The sequence below is a fragment of the Falsiroseomonas sp. genome (assembly GCF_051860665.1).
Taxonomy (GTDB): Bacteria; Pseudomonadota; Alphaproteobacteria; order Acetobacterales; family Acetobacteraceae; genus Falsiroseomonas.
Genome location: NZ_JBHYDM010000001.1, coordinates 320,233 through 343,845, shown reverse-complemented (window position 1 = coordinate 343,845; position 23,613 = coordinate 320,233). Strand labels below are relative to the sequence as shown.

19 protein-coding genes are annotated in these 23,613 nt (G+C 71.1%); 10 read left to right on the top strand and 9 right to left on the bottom strand.

The annotated features are described in order from the left end of the window. Positions 1–67: 67 nt before the first annotated feature. Positions 68–1,954 (top strand): AI-2E family transporter, encoded by a 1,887-nt coding sequence (locus tag ACTIF1_RS01505; protein WP_439594593.1) that lies wholly within the window; start codon positions 68–70, stop codon positions 1,952–1,954. A 61-nt stretch (positions 1,955–2,015) separates the two neighbouring features. Here ACTIF1_RS01505 and ACTIF1_RS01500 read toward each other — a convergent pair whose 3' ends face one another. The 6 genes from ACTIF1_RS01500 to ACTIF1_RS01475 form a co-directional block, all read right to left on the bottom strand. Next, positions 2,016–4,598 carry a Calx-beta domain-containing protein gene (locus tag ACTIF1_RS01500; protein ID WP_439594592.1) on the bottom strand — a complete coding sequence of 861 codons (2,583 nt, stop codon included), beginning with the start codon at positions 4,596–4,598 and terminating at the stop codon, positions 2,016–2,018. A gap of 53 nt (positions 4,599–4,651) precedes the next feature. Next, positions 4,652–5,245: an HD domain-containing protein gene (locus tag ACTIF1_RS01495; protein WP_439594591.1), complete on the bottom strand. Its 594-nt coding sequence runs from the start codon at positions 5,243–5,245 to the stop codon at positions 4,652–4,654. Positions 5,246–5,300: 55 nt separating this feature from the next. Further along, positions 5,301–5,954 carry an ADYC domain-containing protein gene (locus tag ACTIF1_RS01490; RefSeq protein ID WP_439594659.1) on the bottom strand — a complete coding sequence of 218 codons (654 nt, stop codon included), beginning with the start codon at positions 5,952–5,954 and terminating at the stop codon, positions 5,301–5,303. A gap of 110 nt (positions 5,955–6,064) precedes the next feature. Next, the gene (locus tag ACTIF1_RS01485) at positions 6,065–6,376 is read right to left on the bottom strand and encodes a hypothetical protein (protein WP_439594590.1); all 312 of its coding nucleotides are present in this window, start codon (positions 6,374–6,376) and stop codon (positions 6,065–6,067) included. Positions 6,377–6,507: 131 nt separating this feature from the next. Next, on the bottom strand, positions 6,508–7,683 hold the full coding sequence (locus ACTIF1_RS01480) for a UxaA family hydrolase (RefSeq protein WP_439594589.1): 1,176 nt from the start codon (positions 7,681–7,683) through the stop codon (positions 6,508–6,510). A gap of 13 nt (positions 7,684–7,696) precedes the next feature. Further along, positions 7,697–7,981, bottom strand: a complete 285-nt coding sequence (locus ACTIF1_RS01475; protein ID WP_439594588.1) for a UxaA family hydrolase — start codon at positions 7,979–7,981, stop codon at positions 7,697–7,699. Positions 7,982–8,101: 120 nt separating this feature from the next. Here ACTIF1_RS01475 and ACTIF1_RS01470 point away from each other — a divergent pair, with 120 nt between their 5' ends. After that, the gene (locus tag ACTIF1_RS01470; protein ID WP_439594587.1) at positions 8,102–8,971 is read left to right on the top strand and encodes a branched-chain amino acid aminotransferase; all 870 of its coding nucleotides are present in this window, start codon (positions 8,102–8,104) and stop codon (positions 8,969–8,971) included. On the opposite strand, the gene ACTIF1_RS01465 is transcribed toward ACTIF1_RS01470, so the two are convergent. Continuing rightward, positions 8,968–10,368, bottom strand: coding sequence for a sensor histidine kinase (locus ACTIF1_RS01465; protein WP_439594586.1), 1,401 nt, complete (start codon positions 10,366–10,368; stop codon positions 8,968–8,970). The two genes, ACTIF1_RS01470 and ACTIF1_RS01465, sit on opposite strands and share 4 nt — an antisense overlap. Beyond that, entirely contained in the window at positions 10,361–11,032 is a 672-nt protein-coding gene (locus ACTIF1_RS01460; RefSeq protein WP_439594585.1) for a winged helix-turn-helix domain-containing protein, read from the bottom strand. The genes ACTIF1_RS01465 and ACTIF1_RS01460 overlap by 8 nt, the downstream gene beginning before the upstream one ends. A 110-nt stretch (positions 11,033–11,142) precedes the next feature. On the opposite strand from ACTIF1_RS01460, the gene ACTIF1_RS01455 reads away from it, so the two are divergent. The 3 genes from ACTIF1_RS01455 (at position 11,143) to ACTIF1_RS01445 (ending at position 15,010) form a co-directional block, all read left to right on the top strand. Beyond that, positions 11,143–12,699 (top strand): Do family serine endopeptidase, encoded by a 1,557-nt coding sequence (locus ACTIF1_RS01455; protein ID WP_439594584.1) that lies wholly within the window; start codon positions 11,143–11,145, stop codon positions 12,697–12,699. A gap of 130 nt (positions 12,700–12,829) precedes the next feature. Continuing rightward, positions 12,830–13,690: an isocitrate lyase/PEP mutase family protein gene (locus ACTIF1_RS01450; protein ID WP_439594583.1), complete on the top strand. Its 861-nt coding sequence runs from the start codon at positions 12,830–12,832 to the stop codon at positions 13,688–13,690. 90 nt (positions 13,691–13,780) lie between these two features. Next, the gene (locus ACTIF1_RS01445; RefSeq protein ID WP_439594582.1) at positions 13,781–15,010 is read left to right on the top strand and encodes an MFS transporter; all 1,230 of its coding nucleotides are present in this window, start codon (positions 13,781–13,783) and stop codon (positions 15,008–15,010) included. A gap of 295 nt (positions 15,011–15,305) precedes the next feature. Here the strand turns inward: ACTIF1_RS01445 and ACTIF1_RS01440 are convergent, their stop codons facing one another. Continuing rightward, a complete protein-coding gene (locus ACTIF1_RS01440; RefSeq protein WP_439594581.1) occupies positions 15,306–16,205 on the bottom strand; it encodes a LysR substrate-binding domain-containing protein in 900 nt (299 codons plus the stop codon). A gap of 81 nt (positions 16,206–16,286) precedes the next feature. On the opposite strand from ACTIF1_RS01440, the gene ACTIF1_RS01435 reads away from it, so the two are divergent. The 5 genes from ACTIF1_RS01435 to ACTIF1_RS01415 are packed head-to-tail and all read left to right on the top strand — an operon-like array spanning position 16,287 to position 23,611. Next, positions 16,287–17,927, top strand: coding sequence for a hydantoinase B/oxoprolinase family protein (locus ACTIF1_RS01435; RefSeq protein ID WP_439594580.1), 1,641 nt, complete (start codon positions 16,287–16,289; stop codon positions 17,925–17,927). After that, positions 17,924–18,904 carry a Bug family tripartite tricarboxylate transporter substrate binding protein gene (locus ACTIF1_RS01430; protein WP_439594579.1) on the top strand — a complete coding sequence of 327 codons (981 nt, stop codon included), beginning with the start codon at positions 17,924–17,926 and terminating at the stop codon, positions 18,902–18,904. Before ACTIF1_RS01435 ends, ACTIF1_RS01430 begins: the two co-directional genes overlap by 4 nt. After that, a complete protein-coding gene (locus ACTIF1_RS01425) occupies positions 18,901–20,997 on the top strand; it encodes a hydantoinase/oxoprolinase family protein (RefSeq protein WP_439594578.1) in 2,097 nt (698 codons plus the stop codon). Before ACTIF1_RS01430 ends, ACTIF1_RS01425 begins: the two co-directional genes overlap by 4 nt. Then, complete coding sequence (locus tag ACTIF1_RS01420) at positions 20,994–21,950, top strand: branched-chain amino acid transaminase (RefSeq protein ID WP_439594577.1); 957 nt, start codon at positions 20,994–20,996, stop codon at positions 21,948–21,950. The genes ACTIF1_RS01425 and ACTIF1_RS01420 overlap by 4 nt, the downstream gene beginning before the upstream one ends. After that, complete coding sequence (locus tag ACTIF1_RS01415) at positions 21,947–23,611, top strand: thiamine pyrophosphate-binding protein (RefSeq protein ID WP_439594576.1); 1,665 nt, start codon at positions 21,947–21,949, stop codon at positions 23,609–23,611. The genes ACTIF1_RS01420 and ACTIF1_RS01415 overlap by 4 nt, the downstream gene beginning before the upstream one ends. Positions 23,612–23,613 lie beyond the last annotated feature (2 nt).

The following is a 23,613-nucleotide window of genomic DNA, read 5'->3' as shown; positions in this document are numbered from 1 at the left end:
GGCGGCGAACCGGGACCGGTGCGCCTGCGTTCCGGATCCGGACACCACCCCAAGGACCGCTCACCGCATGCCCGAATTCCCGCCCGCCGCCCATCGCGGCGTCCGCGCCGCCGGCGTGCCGCAGAGTGGCGCCGCCATCGCCCAGGCCGCCCTCGTCGTCGTCGCCGTGCTTTATTTCGCGCGCGACCTGCTGGTGCCGCTGGCGCTGGCGGTGCTGCTGTCCTTCGTCCTGGCGCCGATCGCGCGCGCGCTGCGGCGCATCGGCATTCCGCGCGTGGCCGGCGTGCTGGCGGCGGTGCTGGCCGCCGTCGCCGTGATCGGCATGCTGGGTCTGGTCATGGGCCGGCAGCTTGCGGAGCTGGCGAGCGACATCCCGCTCTACCAGTACGAGCTGTCGCGCAAGCTGGCCTCGGTCAATGCCAGTGGCGGGCTCGTGGAGCGGGCGCAGGAGATGCTGCGCGGCCTGGCCGCGGGGGCGGAGCGCGCGGCACCGCAGCCGGTGCCCGCGCTGGATGCGAATGCGGTGCGGCCGCTGCCGGTGGAGGTCCGGCTGCCGGACCCGAAGCCCTTCGAGCTGCTGCAGAACGTGCTGCAGCCATTGCTCTATCCGCTGGCCACCTTCGGCATCGTCGTGGTGCTGGTGATCTTCGTGCTGCTCTACCGCGAGGATCTGCGCGACCGGGTGATCCGCCTGGTCGGCGCCGGCGACCTGCACCGCACCATGGCGGCGATGGACGACGCGGCCTATCGCCTGTCCCGCTTCTTCCTGGCGCAGACGGCGATGAACGCGGCCTTCGGCGTCTTCATCACCATCGCGCTGTTCTTCATCGGCGTGCCGCAGCCGGCGCTCTGGGGCATCGTCGCCGGGCTGATGCGCTTCGTGCCCTTCGTCGGCACCTTCGTCGCGGTGGGCTTCCCGCTGCTGCTGGCGCTGGCGGTCGATCCGGGCTGGGGCATCCCGCTGATGGTGCTGGTGCTTTTCGCCATCAGCGAGGCGATGATGGGCCATGTCTTCGAGCCGCTGGTCTTCGGCCATTCCACCGGCCTTTCCCCCATCGCGGTGGTGGCGGCCGCCACCTTCTGGACCTGGCTCTGGGGCCCCATCGGCCTGCTGGTGGCGGTGCCGCTGACCGTCTGCCTGGTGGTGCTGGGGCGGCATGTGAAGCAGTTCGAATTCCTCGAAGTCGCCCTCGGCGACCGGCCGCCGCTCGACCCGCCCGAGACCTTCTACCAGCGCGCCCTGGCCGGCGATGCCGATGCGCTGGAGGAGCAGGCCGAGAGCGTGCTGCGGGAGAAGCGGCTGTCGGGCTATTACGACGAGGTGGCGCTGCCGGCGCTGGCCCTGGCGCAGGCCGATGCGCTGCGCGGCAGCTTCGCGCCGGAGCGACTGGCGGCACTGCGCGCCCGCGTCGCCGAACTGATCGAGGATCTGGAGGAGGAGGTGGAGGACGACCGGCCGCCCGAGCAGGCGCCGGCCGAGCTGGACGAGGAGAAGGCAGGGGATCGCCCGGCGGACCCGCCGCCGCCGCCTGCCGCGCTGGTGCCGCCCGGTTCCATCATCTGCCTGGCCGGCCGCGGCCCCTTCGACGATGCGGCGGCGGGCATGCTGGCGCAGCTGCTGCGCAAGCGCGGCATGGGCGCGGTGGCGGCCCCCGCCGAATTGCTGCGCGGCAGCGACCTGGTGGGGCTGGAGCCGGAGGTGGTGCGCCAGGCCTGGTTCTGCACGGTGGAGGGCGGTGCCTCCGCCGCCGCCTCCCGCTACCTGCTGCGCCGGCTGCGCCGCCGCTTCCCCGAGGCGCAGGTCTCCGCCCTGGTGGTCGGCGCGACCGGCGAGGGCCGCCTGCCGGATGCGCTGCGGGAGGAAGGTGCCCTGGCGGTGGAGGGCCGCCTGGCCGATGTGGCGCGTGCGACGCTGCGGCTGGCGCCGGCGGTGGAAACGGGCGCCGCCGGGTAGGGCATCTTCCTGCGGCCCATGAGGCCGCCCGGAAGATGCGTCGGACCGATATGCCGGGTCGCTACGCGATCAGCATGTGGTCGGACAGCGTGGCGAGGCTGGGCGCCGGGTCGTCGTTGCGGATGGTGCCGAAGGCCGTGCCCTCCAGGATGGCGAGGCCGGCGGAGGGGCTTTGCAGGGTGACGGCGAAGCCCTCATCCGCCTCATGCGCCGCATCGCGCAGCACGCGGATCTTGATCAGCTGCTCCGCCTGCCCGGCGGCGAAGCCGATGCTGCCGCCCGGCACTACGCCGCCGAGGAAATCCGCGGCATCCGCCGCCGCCGTGCCATGGCCGCGCACCGACCAGCCCACCTGCGCCGCGCCCGCCAGATCGCCGCCGCGGGTGACGGTGTAGGAAAAGACGCTGACGCCGCTGCCGTTGCCCTCGCTGCGGTCGGCGACCTCGGCGGTGAGGGAGAGGCTGCCGCGCGGCGCGTCGTCGTCGCGGATCACGCCGAGGGCGGACAGGGAATGGGCGAAGGGGCTGCCCGCCTCCTTCGCCAGCAGCCGGAAGTAGGAATCGGGCTCCACCTCGGCATCCCGCAGCACCCGCACCTTGATGACCTGCTCCGCCTCGCCCGCCGCGAAGGTCACGCGGCCGCCGGGCAGCACGCCGCCAAGGAAATCGGCGGCATCGGCCGTATCGGCCAGGGGGTGTCCCTCAACGACCCAGTCGAGATGCGAGGTGCCGGAGAGATCGCCGCTGCGGATGATGGTGTAGGAGAAGACGCTGACGCCGGCACCCGTGCCCTCGGTGCGGTCCACGACATCCGTGGTCAGCGCGAAGCTGACCCTTGGCGTGTCGTCGTCGCGAATGATGCCGCCGGCCACCCCGTTGACGACGCGGATGCCCGGAACCGCGGGCGGCGCAAGGGTGACGACGAAGGACTCGTCGCCTTCCTGCGCCGCCTCCCGCAGCACCCGGACCTTGATGGTCTGCTCCGCCTCGCCGGCGGCGAAGGTGACGACCCCGCCGGGCCATACCCCGCCCAGGAAATCCGCCGCCTCCGCCGGGTCGAGGCCGGCGCCGGCGACGGACCAGGCGGCCTGCATCGTCTCCGACAGATCGCCCGTGCGGGTCAGCCGGTAGGTGAAGACGCTGACACCATCGCCGGTGCCCTCGTCGCGATCGGTGATCTCGCCCGCGATCGCCAGGGTGCCCCGTGGTGCATCGTCGTTGCGGATCACGCCGCCCGCCTGCCCGCTGGCGATGCCGGCGCCGATCGGGCGGGACAGGGACAGGGTGAAGCCCTCATCCGCCTCCGGCAGTGCATCGCGCTGGACGCGGACCTTGACCAGCTTCTCCGCCTCCCCCGCCGCGAAGGAGAGGCGGCCCGAGGGCAGGAGGCCGCCCCAGAAATCCGCCGCATCCGCCGGCCGCGCGCCGCTGCCGCGCACCGCCCAATCCACCGTGCTGGTGCCCGAGAGATCGCCGCTGCGGGTGACGAGATAGGTGAGGACCGAGACGCCGGCGCCGTTGCCCTCCGCCATCTCCGTCAGCTGCGGGATGACCGAGAGGTTGGTCCGCCCGGGCAGGTCGTCATCCATGATGGTGGCGACCGTCGCGGTGCCCGCATTGGCCAGCACGGCGCCACCCTGGACGCTGTCCAGCTGGACGAAGAAGCTCTCATCCGCCTCGTAGATCAGGTCGCCCAGGATGGCGAGGCTGAAGGTCTTCTCGGTCTCGCCGATGGCGAAGGCCAGGGTGCCGCTGCTGGCCAGGTAGTCGAGCCCCGCCGTCGCCCCCGCATCCGCGGTGGAATAGGTGACGCGGACGGGCTGGGTCGCCGCGGCGGAAAGCCGCACCGTGAAGATCAGGCCCATCTGCCCGGCATCGCCTTCCACCACCTCCGGATAGGCTGGCGTCAGCGTGACGATGGGCAGAAGCGGGGCATCGTCGTTCAGGATGGTGGGGATGGAGACGGTGCCGCGATTGGCCAGCACGGCGCCGCCGGTGACGCCATCCAGCCGCAGGAAGAAGGATTCGTTCGGCTCATAGACCCGGTCGCCCAGCACCGCCACGAAGATGGTCTTCGCGGTCTCGCCCACGGCAAAGACCAGGCGGCCCGACTGCGCCTCGTAATCCGCGCCGGCGAGGGCCCCGCCATCGGCGGTGGAATAGGCGACGGTCACCGGGCTGGTGGCGGCGGCGGAGAGGCGGACGGTGAAGCCCACCAGGCTGCGCCCGGCATCGCCTTCCAGGATCTCCGGCCAGGCTCCGTCGAAGGCCACCGTGGGCAGCGGCGGCGCATCCTCGTTCAGGATGGTGCCGATGGCGAAGTTCGCGGTGGTGGAAAGCGCCGCCGGCCCGCCGGGCTGCCGCAGGGTGAAGGAAAAATTCTCATCCGCCTCATAGGCCGTATCGCCCAGGATCCGGATGGCGACGGTGCGGGACGTTTCGCCCGGCGCGAAGCGCAGCACGCCGCTCTGTGCCTCGTAATCCACCCCCGCCGTCGCGCCCAGATTGGCGGTGGCATAAGCAATTGTCACTTCTTCGGTTGCGACTGCGGAGAGAAGGACTGTAAAAGTCAGGAAACGGCTTCCGCTCTCGCCCTCCTCGATATCCAGGAACTGGGAGCCGACCGAGACGATGGGGTAGGCCATTTGCAGAGCCGCTCACGAAGGGGTGAGCGTAGCCTATGCAAGAAAATTTACTTCTACAATACTTGGCCCGCCTCCAGGTCACGCAGTCGCGCCGCGATATTGCCGCGGGCGCGCTTCTCCCGCGCCAGGTGGAAGCGGTCGGTGTGGTAGATGCGGTCGCGCCACAGCAGCATCTGCAGCGCGGCGATGCGCCCGGCGCGGTAGCGGTCCGCCGCCAGGTGCGCATACTCGCGGCGGATCGCCGCCTCATAGGCCGCGAAGCGCGCCGCGGGCTCGCCCAGCACCGCCTGGTCCATGTCGAGCAGCAGGGCGGCATCGGCGCGCAGGCCGGGGTCTTCCGTCTCCGGCAGTTCCTGGCGCAGCACGGCGTGGATCAGCGCCTCCGCCCGCGCCAGCATGGGCTTCGGCAGGCTGCGGCCGAGGTGGCGGTGCAGCACGCGCAGGCTTTCGGCCTCGGCCTCGGGATTGGCGCGGTCGAAGACGGCGGTGTGGAACAGGATGGCCAGGATGAAGGCCGGCTTGTCCGCCAGGGCGTGCGAGACCTCCTCCGCCATGGCCAGCAGGCCGGAGATGCGCGCCCAGTCGTGCCAGGCGCGGTGCGGCTCGGCATGGCGGTGCCGCAGGTCTGCAAAAATGGCGGGCGTCATGCCGCGGGTATAGCCCGGCGGCGGGTGAGGGACAGGGCGCGGCCGCCCCTCCTGGCTATTCGCGGCGGGACCGGTTCAGCAGCAGCGCGCCCTGCGCCAGGGCGGCGTCCTCCGTGCAGCGGTCCGGGCCGCTGCGCCCGGCGAGGCGCGGATGCGCCGCCAGCACATCCGCCAGCGCGCCATTCTCCGGCACCCGCACATGCGCGAGGCAGGTGGCGCCTTCCGGCGTCCAGCCGGCCTCGAAGGCCTGGCCTGGTTCGTTGGCGGGCTGCTGGATGCCGACCCGGTCATAGAGGTCGATCGACATGCCATCCCGCGTCCAGGCGCGCTCCGCCCCACCATAGGCGGCGCGCAGCATATGGATGCAGGCGGCGTGGAAGGGGGCGAGGGAGCGGCCATCGGAGAGCCGCGCCCAGGGCCGGTCGCCAAAGCGGATGCATTTGCCGATCGCGCCGGAGGAGCAGGTGAAGTTCAGCCTGCCCGGCGCATCGGGATAGGGCATGGCCAGGCTCTCGCCCTGCGGATCGGGGGTGCAGAAGGGCTGCCAGGGATCGCCCGCGGCGCCACGCGCGCTGAGGCCGAAGAGCCAGACATCCTCCGCCTGGCCGCCGCCCCGGCGCGGCACCGCGGCATCGCGCCGCGCCGTGTCCAGGCGCAACTCCAGCCCCTCGAAGCGCAGCACGGCGCCGAGGAGGTCGGCGCCGCGCAGATGGCTGCCATCCGAGAGGTCGGCGCGCAGATCGCCGCAGCCGGGTCTGCGCCGCCGCCGGCATGGCCGGGGCGAGCAGCAGCGGCAGGATCCGGCGCATGGCGGCGTCCTCAGCGGGCCTGCAGCACCAGGCCGGAGGGAAGGGTGATGTCCTGGAGCACGGGCGCGGCGCTCTCCGCGGTGGTGCCGTTCTGGCGCAGGCCCTGCGATTCCAGGCCGTTCCAGCCGAGGCCGTTCATCCGCATGCCATTCGGCGTGAGGCCGTTCCAGCTGAGACCGTTGAGCCCGCTTCCGTTGAAGGCAAGGCCGTTCAGGGTCACGCCATTCTGCGCGACGCCGTTGGCCTGGATTGTGGCATGGGCCGGGGCCGCGGCGACCAGGGCGGCGAGGGCGGCGGCGGCGAGGAAGGGGGTGCGGATCATCCTGGCGGCTCCTTCAGGTTGGGCGTTTCGACCCCCCCTTGTCCCGCCCCGACATTGCCGCCCCAATTCACCCAGTTGCGCCGCCTTTCGCGCCCGACACATCCGCAGGATGCGCCGGGCGCGCCTCGGTTTCAGGCGCTTTCGTAGAGCCGCGTCAGGCTGAACTCGCGATGGCCGAGCAGCTCGGCCGCCGTCAGCTCGCCATCCGCGGTGCGCAGGATGCAGTCCAGCAGCGCCTCGCCCGCCTCGTCCATGTTCATCTGCTTCTGCAGCAGGCCGGTCACATCCACGTCGATATGCTCGGACATGGTGCGCTGCGTGCGCGGATTGGCCGTGAGCTTGATGACCGGCAGGATCGGATTGCCGATGACATTGCCCTGGCCGGTCGGGAAGGTGTGCACGGCGAAGCCGGAGGCTGCGCAGAGCGTCACCATCTCGGCCGCGGCGCTGGACGAATCCATGAACCACAGCCCGGCATGCGTCGGCACCTCGGCCTTGTCCAGCACGCCATCGACCGTGCACTTCTTGCCGATCTTGGTGATATTGCCGAGCGCCTTCTCCTCGATGGTGGTCAGGCCACCCTCGATATTGCCCTTGGTCGGCTGGCTGTCGGACAGGTCGTTGGTCTTGTTCGCCTCGATCACCCGCTGGTAGCGGTCGAACATCGCCATGAACTGGTTGCGGATCTCCGGCGTCTTGCAGCGCGCCGCCACCAGGTGCTCGCCGCCGGTGATCTCGCTGGTCTCGCCGAAGACCAGGGTGTTCCCGTTGGCCCAGAGCTTGTCATAGGAATTGCCGACGGTGGGGCAGGAGGCGAGGCCGGAGGTGGTGTCGCTCTCGCCGCATTTCGTGGAGACCCAGAGCTCCACCAGCGGCGCCCTGGTCTTCTTCAGCTTCGAGGCATGCTTCACCAGCCGATAGGCGGCGCGGGAGGCGCTGGCGATGGTGTTGATGTCGCCATTCTGCTCGATGGCGAAACCCTCCACCGGCTTGCCGGATTTCGCGATGCCCTCGACGATCCTGCCGGTCCAGCCGGGCTCGATGCCGATGACCACCACGCCCGCGACGTTCGGGTTGGTGCCGGTGCCGATCAGCGTGCGAAAATGCAGGTCGAGGTCGGCGCCGAATTGCAGCCGGCCATAGGCATGCGGAATCGCCAGCGCGCCCTTGATGTTGTTCGCCACCGCCTCGGCGGCCGCGTTCGAAAGATCGTCCACCGGCAGGATGATGACGTGGTTGCGCACGCCCATCCGGCCATTCTCGCGCCGCCAGCCTTCGAAGCTGGCATCCCTCAGGTTCAGGCCCATCGGTTCCGTTCCCCTACCAGCGCTTGGTCTTGACGTTGTGCACGTGCAGATGCTCGCCGGCGCCGATATCGGCCACCGCGCGGCCGATATCCGTGCCGTATTTCAGGATGGTGTCGCCCTTGGCGATGGACCGGATCGCCAGCTTGTGGCCGATCGGGATGTCCGACCTGGCGTCGAACTCCATCATCTTGTCCTGGTCCATGATCCAGCCGTTCAGCTTGGTGCCGGCCTTCAGGCCCTCCACCACCACCACGCCCACGCTGTCGCCCTCATCATGGACGACGAAATGGATCGTCATATGTTCCCCCCGAAGCCGGTGTCCCTGGCGGCACCCTAGGCGCGGGCGGCGCCCCCTTCAACCGTCCCCCCGGACGTGCCATTGCTGGGGGCAGGAACGTGAAAAGAAGGGGCTGCCGCCATGGCGGGCGTCTACTGGTATGCCGGAAACTGGTCGACCGAGGAGCCGAAGGTGATCGGCCCCATGGACCATGCCTTCTGGCTCGGCAGCGTGATCTTCGACGGCGGCCGGTCCTTCGGCGGCGTGGCGCCGGACCTCGACCTGCATTGCGCCCGCGCCGTCCGCTCCGCCCAGAACATGCTGATGAAGCCGACCATGACGGCCGCCCAGATCGAGGAGCTGTGCCGGGAGGGCATCCGCCGCATGGGCCCGAAGGCGGAGCTCTACATCCGCCCCATGTTCTTCGTCCGCAAGGGGCTGGGCGCCGCCCGGCCGGACCCGGACAGCACGGATTTCATCCTGGCGATCTACGACAGCCCGCTGCCGGAATACAAAGGCTTCTCCGCCTGCCTGGCGCCGCAGCGCCGCCCGGCGCCGGACCAGGCGCCCACCGATGCCAAGGCCGCCTGCCTCTACCCCAACGGGTCCCGCGCCGCCGCCTTCGCGCATGAGAAGGGCTTCGAGGCCGCGGTGGTCTGCGACCCGATCGGCCATGTGGCGGAATTCGCCCATGCGAACCTGATGTTCGCCAAGGACGGCAAGGTGATCACTCCGGCGGTCAACGGCACCTTCCTGGCCGGCATCACCCGCGGCCGCGTCATCGCCCTGCTGCGCGAGGCCGGCGTGACGGTGGAGGAACGCGCCGTGAAGCCCGAGGAACTGGACACGGCGGACGAGATTTTTTCGACCGGCAACTACGGCAAGGTGCTGCCGTGTTCGAACTGGCAGGGCCGGCACATGCAGCCGGGGCCGCTCTGCCAGAAGGCGCGGACGCTGTATTTCGACTGGGCCGAGGCCAAGTGGCGCATCCTGCCCAAGGTCGCCGCCTAGCCTTCCCTCTCCCGCAAGGCGGTGGAGGGTGGCCGCGGAGCGGCCGGGTGGGGGCTCTCCCCGCTGAGCCGCACCCGCAGCCCGGGGCCGGGGGTGGCCCCGGCATCCTCCAGCGTCACCGCCAGCCCATGCAGCTCCGCCACCGCGGCGACCAGCGCCAGGCCGAGCCCGGCGCCCGGGCTGCTGCGCGCCGCGTCCAGCCGGTGGAAGCGGCGGAAGACCAGCGGTTTCTGGGCATCCGGGATGCCGGGACCGTCATCGGTCACAGTGATCTCGGGTCCCGGCCGCAGCGCCAGCGCCAGGCGCCCCTCCTGCCGCCCATGACGGATCGCATTCTCCACCAGGTTCGACAGCATCTGCGTCAGCAATTCGCGGTCGCCCTGCATCGCCACGCCCGGGGCGAGGTCCGTCTCCAGCGCCTGGCCGCGCTCGGCGGCGGCGCTCGCATAAAGCTCCGCCACCGTCTCCATCACCGCGGTCAGGTCGATCTGCGAAAAGGCCGCGCGCCGGGCGCCGCTTTCGATCTGGGCGATGCGCAGCAAGGCGGCGAAAATATCCAGGATGCGGTCGCATTCGGCCACCGCCGCCTCGGCCTCCGGCCCCTCCAGCGCCTCCAGCCGCTGGCGCAGGCGGGTGAGGGGCGTGCGCAGGTCATGCGCGATGTCATCCGTCACCTGGCGCAACGCCGTCATGGTGGCGGCAAGGCGGTCCAGCGTGGCATTCACGCGGCGCGCCAGGCGGTCGAACTCGTCGCCGCCGGGCCGGGCCGCCAGCCGCGTGCCGAGCCGGCCCTGCTCCACCTCCGCCAAGGCGCGCTCCATCTGCGCGGCGCGGCGCACCACGCTGCGCCCCACCACCAGCCCGCCGGCGAGTGCCAGCAGCAGCGCCGCCCCGCCAACCCAGCCGGCGGCGCCCAGCAGCTGCGCCTCCAGCTCCCGCACCGGGGCCAGGTCGCGGCCGACCAGCAGGAAGTGGCCGGCGGGCAGGGGTGTGCCGAGTGCCAGCAGCACGCTATCCGCGGCGGAGGAATCGAGCGCCATGGTCGCCCAGCCGGCGCTGCGCGGCGCCGCCGCCAGATTGCCCGCCATCCGCCCGCCATCCGGGCCGGACAGCAGGAAATACTGCGTGCCGCTGCGATCGGCGGCGATCCGCGCCTCGATCGACAGGGCGATGGAGGTGGGGCCGCCCAGCCTTCCGGCATTCAGCAGCACGCCGGCATCGCGCTCGATCTCCGCCTGGATCTGCTGCACGGCGAAGCGGGAGGAAGCCCAGAAGCCGATGCCGGCCAGCAGCACCGTGCCGCCCAGCGTCAGCGCCAGGTGCAGCAGGGTGATGCGGAAGCCGGTGGTGGCCCACCAGCGCGTCGGCCGTTCCGCAGGCAGAGGGGCCTCAGGCATCGGGGGCGCGGGCCAGGTAGCCGGCGCCGCGCAGCGTATGGATCAAGGCGGGCTCCCCCAGCTTGGCGCGCAGGCGGCTGATATGGGTCTCCACCACGCTGGTGCGCGGGTCGAAATGGATGTCCCAGACCTGCTCCAGCAGCATGTTCCGCGTCACCACGCGCCCGGCCTGGCGCAGCAGCACCTCCAGCAGGCGGAATTCGCGCGGCTGCAGCTCGATCCGCTGGCCGGCGCGGGTCACGCTGCGGCGCAGCAGGTCCATCTCCAGGTCGGCCACGCGCAGCACCGAAGGCTCGGCCTGCAGCGCCGGGCGGCGGCCCAGCGCATGCACCCGCGCCAGCAGCTCGGAGAAGGCGAAGGGCTTCGCCAGATAGTCATCGGCGCCGGCGTCCAGCCCCTCCACCCGGTCGCCCAGGCCGGCGCGGGCGGTCAGCATCAGGGCTGGCGTCGCCACCCCGGCGGCGCGCAGCGCACGCACCAGGCCGAGGCCATCCAGGCTCGGCAGCATGCGGTCCACCACCAGCACGTCATAGCCGCCGCCGATCGCCTCCATCAGCCCGGCGCGGCCATCCGCGACATGGTTCACCAGATGCCCCGCCCCGGTCAGGCCGCGCGCCACCTCCGCCGCCGTGCCGGCATCATCCTCCACCAGCAGGATCCGCAAGCCGGGCCTCCTCGAACCTTACGAAATGGTAGCCCAGCCGCGAGCTGGCCGTGATCCGGGCCCCTTAGATCGCCACTACGGGCCAACCCCGCATCGCAGAGGACCACGCCATGAGCAACACCCTGACCAAGCTGCCCCGCTCGCGCAAAATCCTGGCCGCCGGGCTGCTGTCCCTCGCGCTGGGCACCAGCGCGCTGACCGCGCTGCCCTTCGCCGGCCACGCCCAGTCCCCCGCGGCGGAGACCGCCATCACCCTGCCGCGCCAGGCCGGCCCCGCCGGCTTCGGCGACCTCGCCGCCCGCGTGGCGCCGGCCGTGGTGCGCGTGACCGTGACCGGGGAGGCGCCGGCCGCCGCCCTGGCGGAGGTGCCGCCCGAGCTGCGCGGCACGCCGATGGAACCCTTCTTCCGCCGCTTCCAGCAGCAGCAGCGCCCCGGTTCGCAGCAGGGGGGCGCCCCGCAGCAGGCGCCCCAGGGCCGCGTCCGCATGGGCCAGGGCAGCGGCTTCATCATCGATGCCGGGGGCTTCATCGTCACCAACAACCATGTGGTCGGCGATGCCGCCAGCGTCCGCGTCGAACTGGCCGATGGCCGCGACCTGCCGGCCCGCGTGGTCGGCCGCGACCAGCAGACCGACCTGGCGCTGCTGAAGGTGGAAGCCGGCGGCCCGCTGCCCACCGTCGCCTGGGGCGACAGCGACGCCACCCGCATCGGCGACTGGGTGGTCGCCATGGGCAATCCCTTCGGCCTCGGCGGATCCGTCACCGCGGGCATCGTCTCCGCCCGCGGCCGGCAGATCGGCGCCGGGCCCTATGACGACTTCATCCAGACGGATGCGCCGATCAACCCCGGCAATTCCGGCGGCCCGCTGTTCAACGGCAATGGCGAGGTGGTGGGCATCAATACCGCCATCTACGCGCCGGGCGGCGGCAATGTCGGCATCGGCTTCGCCGTCCCCTCCCGCATGGCGCGGCACGTGATCGCCGATCTGCAGCGGGATGGCGTGGTGGCCCGCGGCTGGCTGGGGGTTGCGATGCAGCCGATCGACAGCGAGCTGGCCTCCGCGCTGCGCCTGCCCAACCAGCACGGCGCCCTGGTCGCGAATGTGGAGCCGGACAGCCCGGCCGCCCGCGCGGGCCTGCGCGCCGGCGACGTGGTGGTGGGCCTGGATGGGCGGGAGATCACGAGCCCGCGCGACCTGGCGCTGGCCGTGGCGGAGATGGAGCCGAACAGCCGCGCCACCCTCGCCCTGCTGCGCGACGGCACCCGCACCGAACAGGCGGTGACGGTCGGCCTGCGCGAACAGCCGCAGCAGCAGGCCGAGGCCCGCCCCGAGGCCGCGCGCCCGGGCTCGCTCGGCCTGCGCCTGGCCCCGCGCGGCAGCGCCAGCGCGGGCGGCAACAGCAAGGGCGGCGCGCAGGCGCAGCGCCAGGACGCGGCGCAGGGCGTTCAGGTGGCCGCCGTCGATCCCGGCAGCGTGGCGGAAGCCCGCGGCATGCGCGCGGGCGACATCATCCTGCGCGCCGGCGACCGGTTGGTGAACAGCCCGCGCGACGTGACGGAGGCCGTGGCCGCCGCCCGCCGCGAAGGCCGCCCCGCCATCGCCCTGCAGATCACCCGCGACTCCGGCAATGCCTTCGTCGCGCTGCCGCTGGCCGGCCAGGGCTGAAACCCCGGGGGTGACGTAACGCCGCCCGGCGCCGCCTGTGCGGGCCGGGCGGGAAGGGCGCCGCCGGGTGGGCTGTCAGCCACCCGGCGGCGCGCTACCCTGTTGGCGGAAACGCAACAGGACTGACCCCATGACTGCGACCGAGCGGCGACAGGCTTTTCGAGCCGTGCTTTCCGGCACCGCCTGCCTCCACCCCGCCAGCGTCTTCGACGCCATCTCCGGCCGCATCGCCGCCGATCTCGGCTTCGAGACCGCCATCCTCGGCGGCTCCGTCGCCTCGCTGGCCGTGCTCGGCGCGCCCGACCACATCATCCTGACGCTGACCGAATTCGCCGACCTCATCCGCCGCATCACCCGCGCCGGCGCGCCGCCCCTGCTGGTCGATGCCGACCACGGCTACGGCAACGCCCTCTCCGTCATGCGCACCGTCGAGGAGCTGGAGACCGCCGGCGTCGCCGCACTGACCATCGAGGATACGCTGCTGCCGCGCCCCTTCGGCCCGGACCGCACCGAACTGCTGCCCCTCGCCGAAGGCCTCGGCAAGATCCGCGCGGCGCTGGCTGCCCGCACCGACCCCAGCCTGGTCATCATCGCCCGGACCTCGGCGCTGTCCGTCACCGGCACCGAGGACGCCGTGACCCGCGCCAGGGCCTATGCCGAGGCCGGCGCCGACGGCATCTTCGTTACCGGCCTGACGGACCTCGCCCAGCTCGACGCGCTGCGCGAGGCGACCCAACTGCCGATCCTGGTCGGCAGCGCCAAGCCCGGCCTCGGCGGTGCCGCCGACCTTGCCCGCCACGGCGCCCGCATCGCCCTGCAAGGCCACGCCACCTTTCCCGCCGCCATGCAGGCCGTGCACGACACGCTGAAGGCGCTGCGCGACGGCACCGCGCCGAAGGACCTGCAAGGCCTGCCCGATTCCGCCAGCACGAGGCGCTGGCAGCGCGAGGGCCACTACGACACCGCCATCCGCGACTTCCTGGGCGGCTGACCCCGCCCCTGGCGCGCCTCCGCCATTCGCCCATACTCGTGGCGAATCGGAGGAAACGAACCAGGTGACGAGGCGGGAGCCCCGCAGCGCGTGAAGCCCCTCGCGCCCTTCCGGCAGCCGGGCTTCCGGCGGCAATTCCCGGCCGACCTCGCCACCTCCTGGGCCTTCGAGGTGGAAACCCTGGTGCTCGGCTGGTTCGTCCTGGCGGAAACCGGCTCCGTCGTCTGGCTCACCGCCTTTGCCGCCCTGCAATATCTCGGCACGCTGATCGCCCCGATGTTCGGCGTGGCCGGCGACCGCATCGGGCATCGCCAACTCCTCTCCGCCATGCGCGGCTTCTACGCCGCCCAGGCCGCCGTCATCGCCGCCATGGCCCTGACCGGCACGCTCGGCGCCCCGCAGGTCCTCGTCATCGCCACCCTGATGGGGCTGGTGCGCCCCTCCGACCTCGGCCTGCGCAGCGCCCTGATCGCCGCCACCATGCCACCGCCGCTGATGACCCAGGCCATGGGCATCTCCCGCAGCAGCGCCGATTCCGCGCGCATCGCCGGCGCCCTGGCCGGGGCCGGACTGGTCGCCACCCTCGGCCTCGGCCCCACCTACCTGGTCGTCACCGGCCTCTACCTGTTCAGCCTGGCCCGGACGTTGGGCGTCGCCACGCCGGACCGCATCCCCGTCGCCCGCACCTCCCCCTGGCGCGACCTGCGCGACGGCTTCGCCCATGTGCGCGGCAACCCACCGCTCCTCGCCACCATGCTGCTGGCCTTCCTGGTCAACCTGGCCGCCTTTCCCACCACCGGCGGCCTGCTGCCCTACGTCGCCCGCGAAATCTACGGCATGGACCAAAGCGGCCTCGGCACCCTCGTCGCCTGCTTCGCGGGCGGCGCGCTCGCCGGCACCTGCGTCGTCATCGCCCGCGGCGCCGCCCTGAAACCCGCCCGCAGCATGGTGCTGTCCTGCCTCGCCTGGTTCCCCATGCTGATGCTCTTCGCCCAGATCCGGGACCCGATCCCCGGCATGACCCTGATGACGCTGATCGGCTTCACCCAATCCTTCGCCATGGTGCCGATGTCCGTCATCCTGCTGCGCTGCGCGGACGAACCCTACCGCGGCCGCGTCATGGGACTGCGCATGCTGGCCGTCTACGGCCTGCCCATCGGCCTGGTCCTGTCCGGCCCCGCCATCGCCTGGCTCGGCTTCACCCAGGCCACCACCCTCTACGCCACCATCGGCCTGATCTGCACCCTCGCCATCACCACCACCTTCCACCACCACCTGCTGCCCAGCACCGCAACCGCCAACACACCACGGCCCGGCTGAACGAGGGCCGTTGCAGGGTGGGGCGTGGTGGGGTGAGGGCGCGATGCAAGGAGGGCTCCGCCCTCCCTGCACCCTCCCGCCAAGGGGCAGTGGCCCCTTGGAACCCTTGAATCATGAGCAGGATTGGAGAGGGGGCCAGCGGAACCGCTGGTGATGCGGTCGCTTCGGCCCCCTCTCCAATCCTGCTCAAAGGTCCCGTGGTCCAGGAGGCCACTGCCTCCTGGTGGGGGGTGCAGGGGGGCAAAGCCCCCTTGCAAAGCCACCCGCCCCACAAAGCCCACCCGCAACCGCCGCGTCAGTCCGGCCGAGGCGTGAGGGCGGTTTGGAGCCAGGTGCAGAAGGTGTGGACGGTGGAGCGGCGGGAGGCGAGTTCGGTCATCACCAGGTGGTAGCCGGTGCCGTCGTCGAGGGTGTGGGGGAAGGGGCGGATCAGGCGGCCGGCCTGGATGGCGTCGGCGACGAGGATGCCCCAGGCGACGGCGAGGCCTTGGCCGGCTTCGGCGGCGGCCAGCGTCAGGGCGGTTTCGTCGAAGCGGGGGCCGGGGGTGGCGAGGGCGGGGTCCAGTCCTGCGGCGGTCAGCCAGTCCCGCCAGTGCGGTCGTTCGGCGTAGTGCAGCAGGGTGGATTGGGGGATGGCGGTGGCGGCGGCGGTGCCGGCGGGCAGGTAGTGGGGTGCGCAGACGGGGAAGAGCACTTCGCGGGTGAGGGGGCGCACGACGTGGCCGGGCCAGTCGCCGGTGCCGGCGCGGATGGCGACGTCGACATCGGCGCCGTGGAGTTGGGCGAAGTAGCGGTGGGTTTCGAGGCGCAGTTCGATCCAGGGATGGGCGCGGGTGAAGTCCGCGATGCGGGGCGCGAGCACGCGCATGGCGAAGGTGCGGGCGGCATTGACCACCAGGGTGGTGCGGGAGCGGGGTTGGCCGATGCGGAACAGGCCGGCTTCGAGTTGTTCCAGGCCGCGGCGGACGTAGTCGGCCAGCAGGTCCCCGGCCTCGGTGAGTTTCAGGCCGCGGGGGCCGCGCAGGAACAGGGTTTCGGCCAGCTGGTCTTCCAGGGATTTGATCTGCCGGCTGATGGCGCCCTGCGTCACGCCGAGTTCTTCCGCGGCGCGGGCCATGTTGAGGTGGCGCGCGGCGGCGTCGAAGACGCGGAGCGCCTGCAGGGGAAGGCCGGAGACGCCTTGAGGTAGGCTCATGGCTCGGCACCCTAAAGGGTTGCTACCGGGTGCGCCAAGCCGGGGTCAGACTGCGAGCCTCGGCTGGAGCCATTCGAAAAGATGCACTTCGATCCTGTCACGCTGCAGATCCTGTGGAGCCGGCTGATCTCGATCGCCGATGAGGCGGCGGCGGCGCTGCTGCGGACCTCGTTTTCCACCATCGTCCGTGAGTCGAACGATTTCGCGACGGTGCTGATGGATGCCGAGGGCAACAGCCTGGCGGAGAATTCCATCGGCATTCCGAGTTTCGTCGGGCTGCTGCCGCGCACGCTGAAGCACATGCTGGCGGAATATCCGCTGGAGGAATTGCGGCCGGGCGATGTGCTGATGACCAATGACCCGTGGATGGGCACGGGGCATCTGCTGGACATCACCACGGCGATGCCGGTGTTCCATCAGGGCAAGCTGGTGGCTTTCGCGGGGGCCACCTCGCATATGCCGGATATCGGCGGCACTTTGTGGTCGGCCGACTGCACGGAGGTGTTTGAGGAAGGTCTGCGGATTCCGCCGACGAAATTCCTGGTGGAGGGGCGTGAGAACCGGGAGGTGGTGCGCTTCATCCGCGGCAATGTGCGCGTGCCGGACCAGGTGATGGGCGATATCCAGGCGCAGATCACGGCGATTACGGTGTGTGCGCGGCGCGTGGTGGAGTTTCTGGGCGATACGGGCCTCGCGGATCTCACGGCGCTGTCGGCGACGTTGCAGGCGCGCGCGGATGGCGCGATGCGGCAGGCGATCGCGGCGCTGCCGGATGGCACCTGGCACGGCACGGTCTTCGCGGATGGCTATGAGGAGGCCGAGACGCGCATCCAATGCGCGGTGACCATCGCCGGCGACAGTCTCAGCGTGGATTACGCCGGCACCTCCCCGCAGATCGCGCGCGGGCTGAACAGCGTGATGAACTACACCTACGCCTATACCGTCTATCCGCTGAAATGCGCGCTGGACCCGATGACGCCGCGGAACGAGGGCAGCTATCGCGCCATTGGCGTGACGGCGCCGGAGGGCAGCATCCTCAATCCGCGCTGGCCGGCGGCGGTGAATGCGCGGCACCTGACGGGGCTGTTCCTGTCCGGCGCGCTCTACAAGTGTCTCGCGCAGATCGCGCCGCAGCTGGTGGTGGCGGACAGCGCCTCGCCGGCGCCGCGGCCGGTCTATACGGGGCAGGATGATCGCGGCGATCGGTTCAGCCAGGTGCTGTTCGGCAGCGGCGGCATGGGCGCGACGCAGGGGCGCGACGGGCTGAACACCACGGCCTTCCCGACCAATTCCGGCTCCGGCTCCATCGAGGCCTTCGAGGCATCGGCCCCGATCCTCGTCTGGCGCAAGGATCTGCTGCCCGACAGCGGCGGGCCGGGGCAGTTCCGCGGCGGGCTGGGGCAGGAGATCGAGCTGGAGGTGATGACCGACCAGCCGGTGCGGCTCTCCCTGATCTCGGACCGCATGAAGCATCCGGCGGGCGGGCTGGATGGCGCGCAGGCGGGCGCGCCGGCGCTGGTGCAGCTGCAGGATGGCCGCAAGCCGCATCCGAAGTCGCGCACCATGTTGGCGCCGGGCGATCGGCTGACCATGCATCTCGGCGGCGGCGGCGGCTATGGCGACCCGGCCTTGCGGGACCCGATGGCGGTGCAGCGGGACATCGCCGATGGTTACGTCACGCCCGAGGGGGCGCAACGCGACTACGGGAGGAAAAACCAATGACAACGAAGCTGACCCGCCGCGCCCTGGCGGCGGCCTTTGCGGCTGCGCCCTTCGCGGCGCGCGCGCAGGCGAATTGGCCGACGCGGCCGCTGCGGATGATCGTGCCCTTCGCGCCGGGCGGCGGCTCCGACACGCTCGGCCGCTTGCTCGCGGTGCCGCTGGGCGCGGAGCTGGGCCAGCCCGTGGTGGTGGAGAACCGCGCCGGCGCCGGCAGCCAGATCGGCGCGGAGGCGGTGATGCGCAGCCCGCCGGACGGGCTGACGCTGCTGCTGGGCGACACGCCGCTGGCGACGATTCCGGCCGTGCAGGCGGCCAACAACCAGCCGGTGGCCTTCGACACCGCGCGTGATTTTTCGGCCATCGCGACGCTGGGCGTGGCGCCGGCGCTGCTGGTGGTGGCGAGCAGCTCGCCCTTCCGCACGACGCGCGACCTGCTGGAAGCCGCGCGGGCGCGGCCGGAGGCGGTGAACGTGGCATCGGGTGGCACCGCCACCAGCACGCATCTGATGATCGAGCTTTTGCAGATGCGAAGCGGCGTGAAGGTGACGCATGTGCCCTATCGCGGCACCGGCGCGGCGCTGCCCGATGTGATGAACGGCACGGTGCAGGCGATGATCCAGGCGATGGCCACCGCCGCGCCGCTGGTCGCCGCCGGGCAGATGCGCGTCATCGGCGTGGCGGCGGAACAGCGCCTGGCCGCGATGCCGGATGTGCCGACGCTGCGCGAGCAGGGCGTGGATCTGGTGGCGGGCTTCTGGTGGGGCGTGCTCGGCCCGGCCGGCATCCCGGCGCCGATAGTGGCGCGGCTGCGCGAGGCGATCGACAAGTCCATGGCGACGGAGACGGTGCAGGCGCGGCTGCCGGCGCTGGGGCTGGAGCGGCTGCAGATGGGGCCGGATGACTTCCGGACGATGCTGGTGCGCGAGACGGCGCGCTGGCGCGACGTGGTGACGACGGCGGGGATCAAGCCTGAATGAGTGATGTTTCTGGTCCACTCCGCATCGGTGTCGATGTTGGCGGTACTTTCACCGATTTCGTGCTGGTGGATGACGCCAGCGGCCGCGTGCTGACCGGCAAGCGGCTGACCACGCCGGACGATCCCGGCCGTGCGATCCTGGAAGGCATCGCCCGGATCCTCTCGGAAGCAGATGCCGCCATCGGCGATGTGCGGCAGGTGGTGCATGGCACGACGCTGGTGACCAACACCGTCATCGAGCGCAAGGGCGCGCGCATCGGCCTGATCACCACGCGCGGCTTTCGCGACAGCCTCGAGATGGGGCGGGAGATGCGCTACGACCTCTACGACCTGTTCCTCGACAAGCCGGAGCCGCTGGTGCCGCGGCCGCGCCGCCATGCGGTGACGCAGCGCCACGATGCGCGCGGGCGAGAGCTGGTCGCGCTGGTCGAATCCGAGGTGCGGGACGCCGCGCGCGCCCTGCGGGCGGATGGGGTTGAGGCGGTGGCGGTGTGCCTTCTGCACAGCTACCTCGATCCCGCGCATGAACGGCGCGTTGGCGCCATATTGGCGGAGGAACTGCCGGGCGTGCCCGTCACGGTCTCCTCCGACGTGGCGCCGGAAATCCGCGAATACGAACGCGCGAACACCGCCTGCGTGAACGCCTATGTGCTGCCGCTGATGGACCGCTACCTCGCGAGCCTGGAGGCGGAGCTGCAGCGGCGTGGCCTCGGTGGACCGCTGCATCTGATGCTTTCCGCCGGCGGCATCGCCTCGGTGGCCTATGCGCGCGCCAACCCCGTGCAGCTGATCGAGAGCGGCCCCGCCGCCGGCGCCACCGCCGCGATGCACTATGGGCGTATTGCCGGCGTGTCCGACATGATCTCCTTCGACATGGGCGGCACGACGGCCAAGATGTGCCTGATCGAGAAGGGGGAGGCGGAGCATGCCTCGACCTTCGAGGCGGCGCGGGTGCGGCGGTTCCGCAAGGGCTCCGGCCTGCCGCTCAAGGTGCCGGTGATCGACCTGATCGAGATCGGTGCCGGCGGCGGCTCCATCGCGCATGTGAATGCGATGGGCTTGTTGAATGTGGGGCCGGAGAGTGCGGGCTCCGTGCCGGGACCGGTCTGCTACAAGCGCGGCGGCACGCAGCCCACGGTGACGGATGCGGACCTGCTGCTGGGCTATCTCTCCCCCGAGTATTTTTTGGGCGGCGAGATGGCGCTGGACCTGACGGCGGTGGAGCAGGCGATGGAGGCGCATCTCGGCCAGAAGCTCGGCATGACCGCGCTGGAAGTAGCGGCGGGCATCCACAGCATCGTCAACGAGAACATGGCGGCGGCCACGCGCATGTATGTGGCGGAGAAGGGTCGCGACCCGCGTCGCTACGCCATGCTCGCCTTCGGCGGCGCCGGGCCGGTGCATGCCTATGGATTGGCAAAGCTGCTGAAGCTTCCTCGGGTGATCGTGCCGCAGGGTGCGGGCGTCGCCTCCGCGCTGGGCTTTCTCGTCGCCGCGCCGGCGATCGACCTGGTGCGGGCCGGCGTGCAGCGGCTGACCGCGGTGGACTGGGACGGCGTGACGGCCAAATTCGCGGAAATGGAGGCGGAGGCGCGCGCCATGCTGCTGGATGCCGGCGCCGCACCCGGCGACGTCACCTTCCGCCGCAGCGCCGACATGCGCTACGCCGGCCAGGGTTTCGACATCAGCGTGCCGATCCCCGGCCAGGCCGATGCCGAGTCCGTCGAGCACGCCTTCCGCGAAACCTACTTTGGACTGTTTGACCGCCGCATCACGGGCGTGGCGATGGAGGTGCTGTCCTGGCGCCTGCATGCCACCGCATCCCGCCCCGCCGTGCCCGAGGGTTTCACGCCGCCGAAGGGCGAAGGCCCTGCGCTGAAGGGGCATCGCAAGGTGTGGTTCGCCGCCACCGGCCTTGCCCCCTGCGCCGTCTATGACCGCTACCGCCTGCCCGTGGGCGAACGCATCGCCGGCCCCGCCGTGGTGGAGGAACGCGAATCCACCGTGGTGCTCGGCCCCGATGCGCATGTGACGCGCGATACCCACGGCAATCTGCTGATCGACATCACCTATCCGGAGGAGACCACCCCATGAGCAAAGCGGCGGACTACGCCTGGCTCGACGGCAAGCTGGTGCCCTGGGCCAATGCCACCATGCATATCTCCACCGAATGCGTTCTGCGCGGCGAGAATGTCTTCGAAGGCATCCGCGCCTATTGGAACGAGGAGCAGCAGGAGCTGTTCACCTTCCGCCACGCCGACCACATCGCGCGGCTGCGGCAAGGCGCGCGCATCATGCGCATGACCATTCCGTATTCCGATGCCGAGATCGAGGCGGCGAGCCTCGAACTCATCCGCGCCTGCAACTACCGGGAGACGATCCACTACCGCCCCGTGGTCTATTTCGCGGAGGGCGAGCTGACGCATTACCTGCCCAGCGAAATCCGCACCGGCTTCTTCATCCTGGCCTTCTCCATGCCGTCCAAGAAGGTTCTGGAGACCGGCGTGAAAAGCGCCGTCAGCACCTGGCGCCGCAACAGCGACCTCTCCTCGCCGTCCCGCATCAAGTCCGGCGCGAACTACCACAACTCCCGCCTCGCCTATATCGAGGCGCGGATGAACGGCATGGGCCCGCCGGTGATGCTGAACGCCGCCGGCAAGGTCGCGGAAGGCCCCGGCGCCTGCGTCATGATCGTCCGCCACGGCAAGCTGATCACCCCACCCGTCACGGCCGACATCCTCGAATCCATCACGCGCGAAACGCTGATGGAGCTGGCGCGGGAGGAACTCGGCATGGAGGTGGTGGAGCGCGATGTCGACCGCTCCGAGCTCTACGTCGCCGACGAGGCTTTTTTCTGTGGCAGCGGCGCGGAAGTGCTGCCGATGGTCTCGATCGACCACTACGACATCGGCGACGGCACGCCGGGCGAGGTCACCCGCAAGCTGCAGCAGCTCTACAACGACGCGGTGCGGGGCAGGATCGAAAAGTATCGCCACTGGCTGACGCCGGTGTGGCGCGGCAACGCCACGAAGGCCGCCGCCGAATGACGCGCAGCGTTGGAAGGCTGGTGGCCGAAAGCCTCGCCGCGCATGGCGTGGACCTTTTGTTCTGCGTGCCGGGCGAGAGTTTTCTCGGGCTGACGGATGCGCTGGTGGATGTGCCGGCGCTGAAGCTGGTGGTGTGCCGGCACGAGGGCGGTGCCGCCTATATGGCTGCGGCGGATGGCCGCATGCGGGCCGGGCGCGCCGGCGTCTGCATGGTCTCGCGCGGCCCCGGCGTTTCGAACGCGATGATCGGCCTGCACACGGCCTTTCACGACGCCATCCCGATGGTGCTTTTGATCGGCCAGGTGGAGCGCCGCGACCGCGGCCGTGGCGCGCTGCAGGAGCAGAACTACGAGAAATATCTGGCGGATACGGTGAAGGCCGTGATTCCCGTGGATATGGCCGTGCAGGCCAGCGAGGCCATCGCGCGCGCCTTCCACCTCGCCGAATCCGGCACGCCTGGCCCGGTGGCGGTGGTGCTGCCGGAGGATGTGCTGGACGACGACGCCACCGAGATTCCCCTCGCGAAACCGCGCATCCGCGCCACGCCCGGCCCGGCGCCGGCGCAGGTGGAGGAACTCGCCAAGCGGCTCGCCGCCGCGCAGCGCCCGGTGGTGCTGGTCGGTGGCGCCATGGATGGCCCGCCGGTGGCCCTGGCCGCGCTGAAGCGCCTGGCGGAGGAATGGTCGCTGCCGGTGGCGCCGACGCATCGCCGCCCGCATCTCTTCGACAGCCACCACCCCAACTATGCCGGCTATATCGGCAACCGCGTGCAGCCGCCGCTGATGGCGGCACTGCGCGAGGCCGATCTGCTGGTGGCGCTGGGGGAGCGGATGACCGATGTGGTCAGCCAGTCCTACACCTGGCCGACCGCGCCCGATCCGCAGATCCCGCTGGTGCATGTCTGGCCCGACCCCTCCGAGCTCAACCGCGTCTTCCGGGCCGATCTTCCCATGGCCTGCGACCCGGCCCTGCTGGTGGAGGCGCTGCTCGCCCGCAAGACGCCACCGACTCCCCCCGGCCGCGCCGCCTGGATCGCGCGGCTGCACGGGCTGCATCGCGACCTGACGGCGCCGCGCTGGGACCCGGCGCCGGATGGCGTGAATTTCTCCGCCGTCTGCATCGCGGTGGCGGAGCGGATGACGGCGGATGCGGTGCTGACCACCGATGCCGGGAACTTCACCAGCTTCGTGCACCGCCACATTCCCTTCCGCCCGGGGCAGATTTTCCTGGGCTCGGCCGTGGGCGGCATGGGGGCAGGGATGCCGATGGCGGTGGCCGCCAGCATCCGCCATCCGGGCCGGCAGGTGATCGCTGTGACGGGCGATGGCGGCGCGCTGATGACGGGCAATGAACTCGCCACGGCCATGCGCCATGGCGCGGCCCCGGTGCTGCTGGTCTCCGACAACCGCACCTATGGCTCGATCGGCATGCACCACGCCAACCGCTATCCCGGCCGCAACTACGCCGATGCGGCGGACCTGGTGAACCCGGATTTCGCCGCCTGGGGCCGCGCCTTCGGGGCGGAGGGGTTCACCATCGCCAGCGAGTCCGACATCGCGCCGGTGCTGGATGCGGCGCTGGCGCCGCGCAGCGTGCCGGCGGTGGTGCATGTGCGGGCCTCCGCCCTTCAGGTCACCGCCTGGCGGCGCCTGAAGGGGTGAGC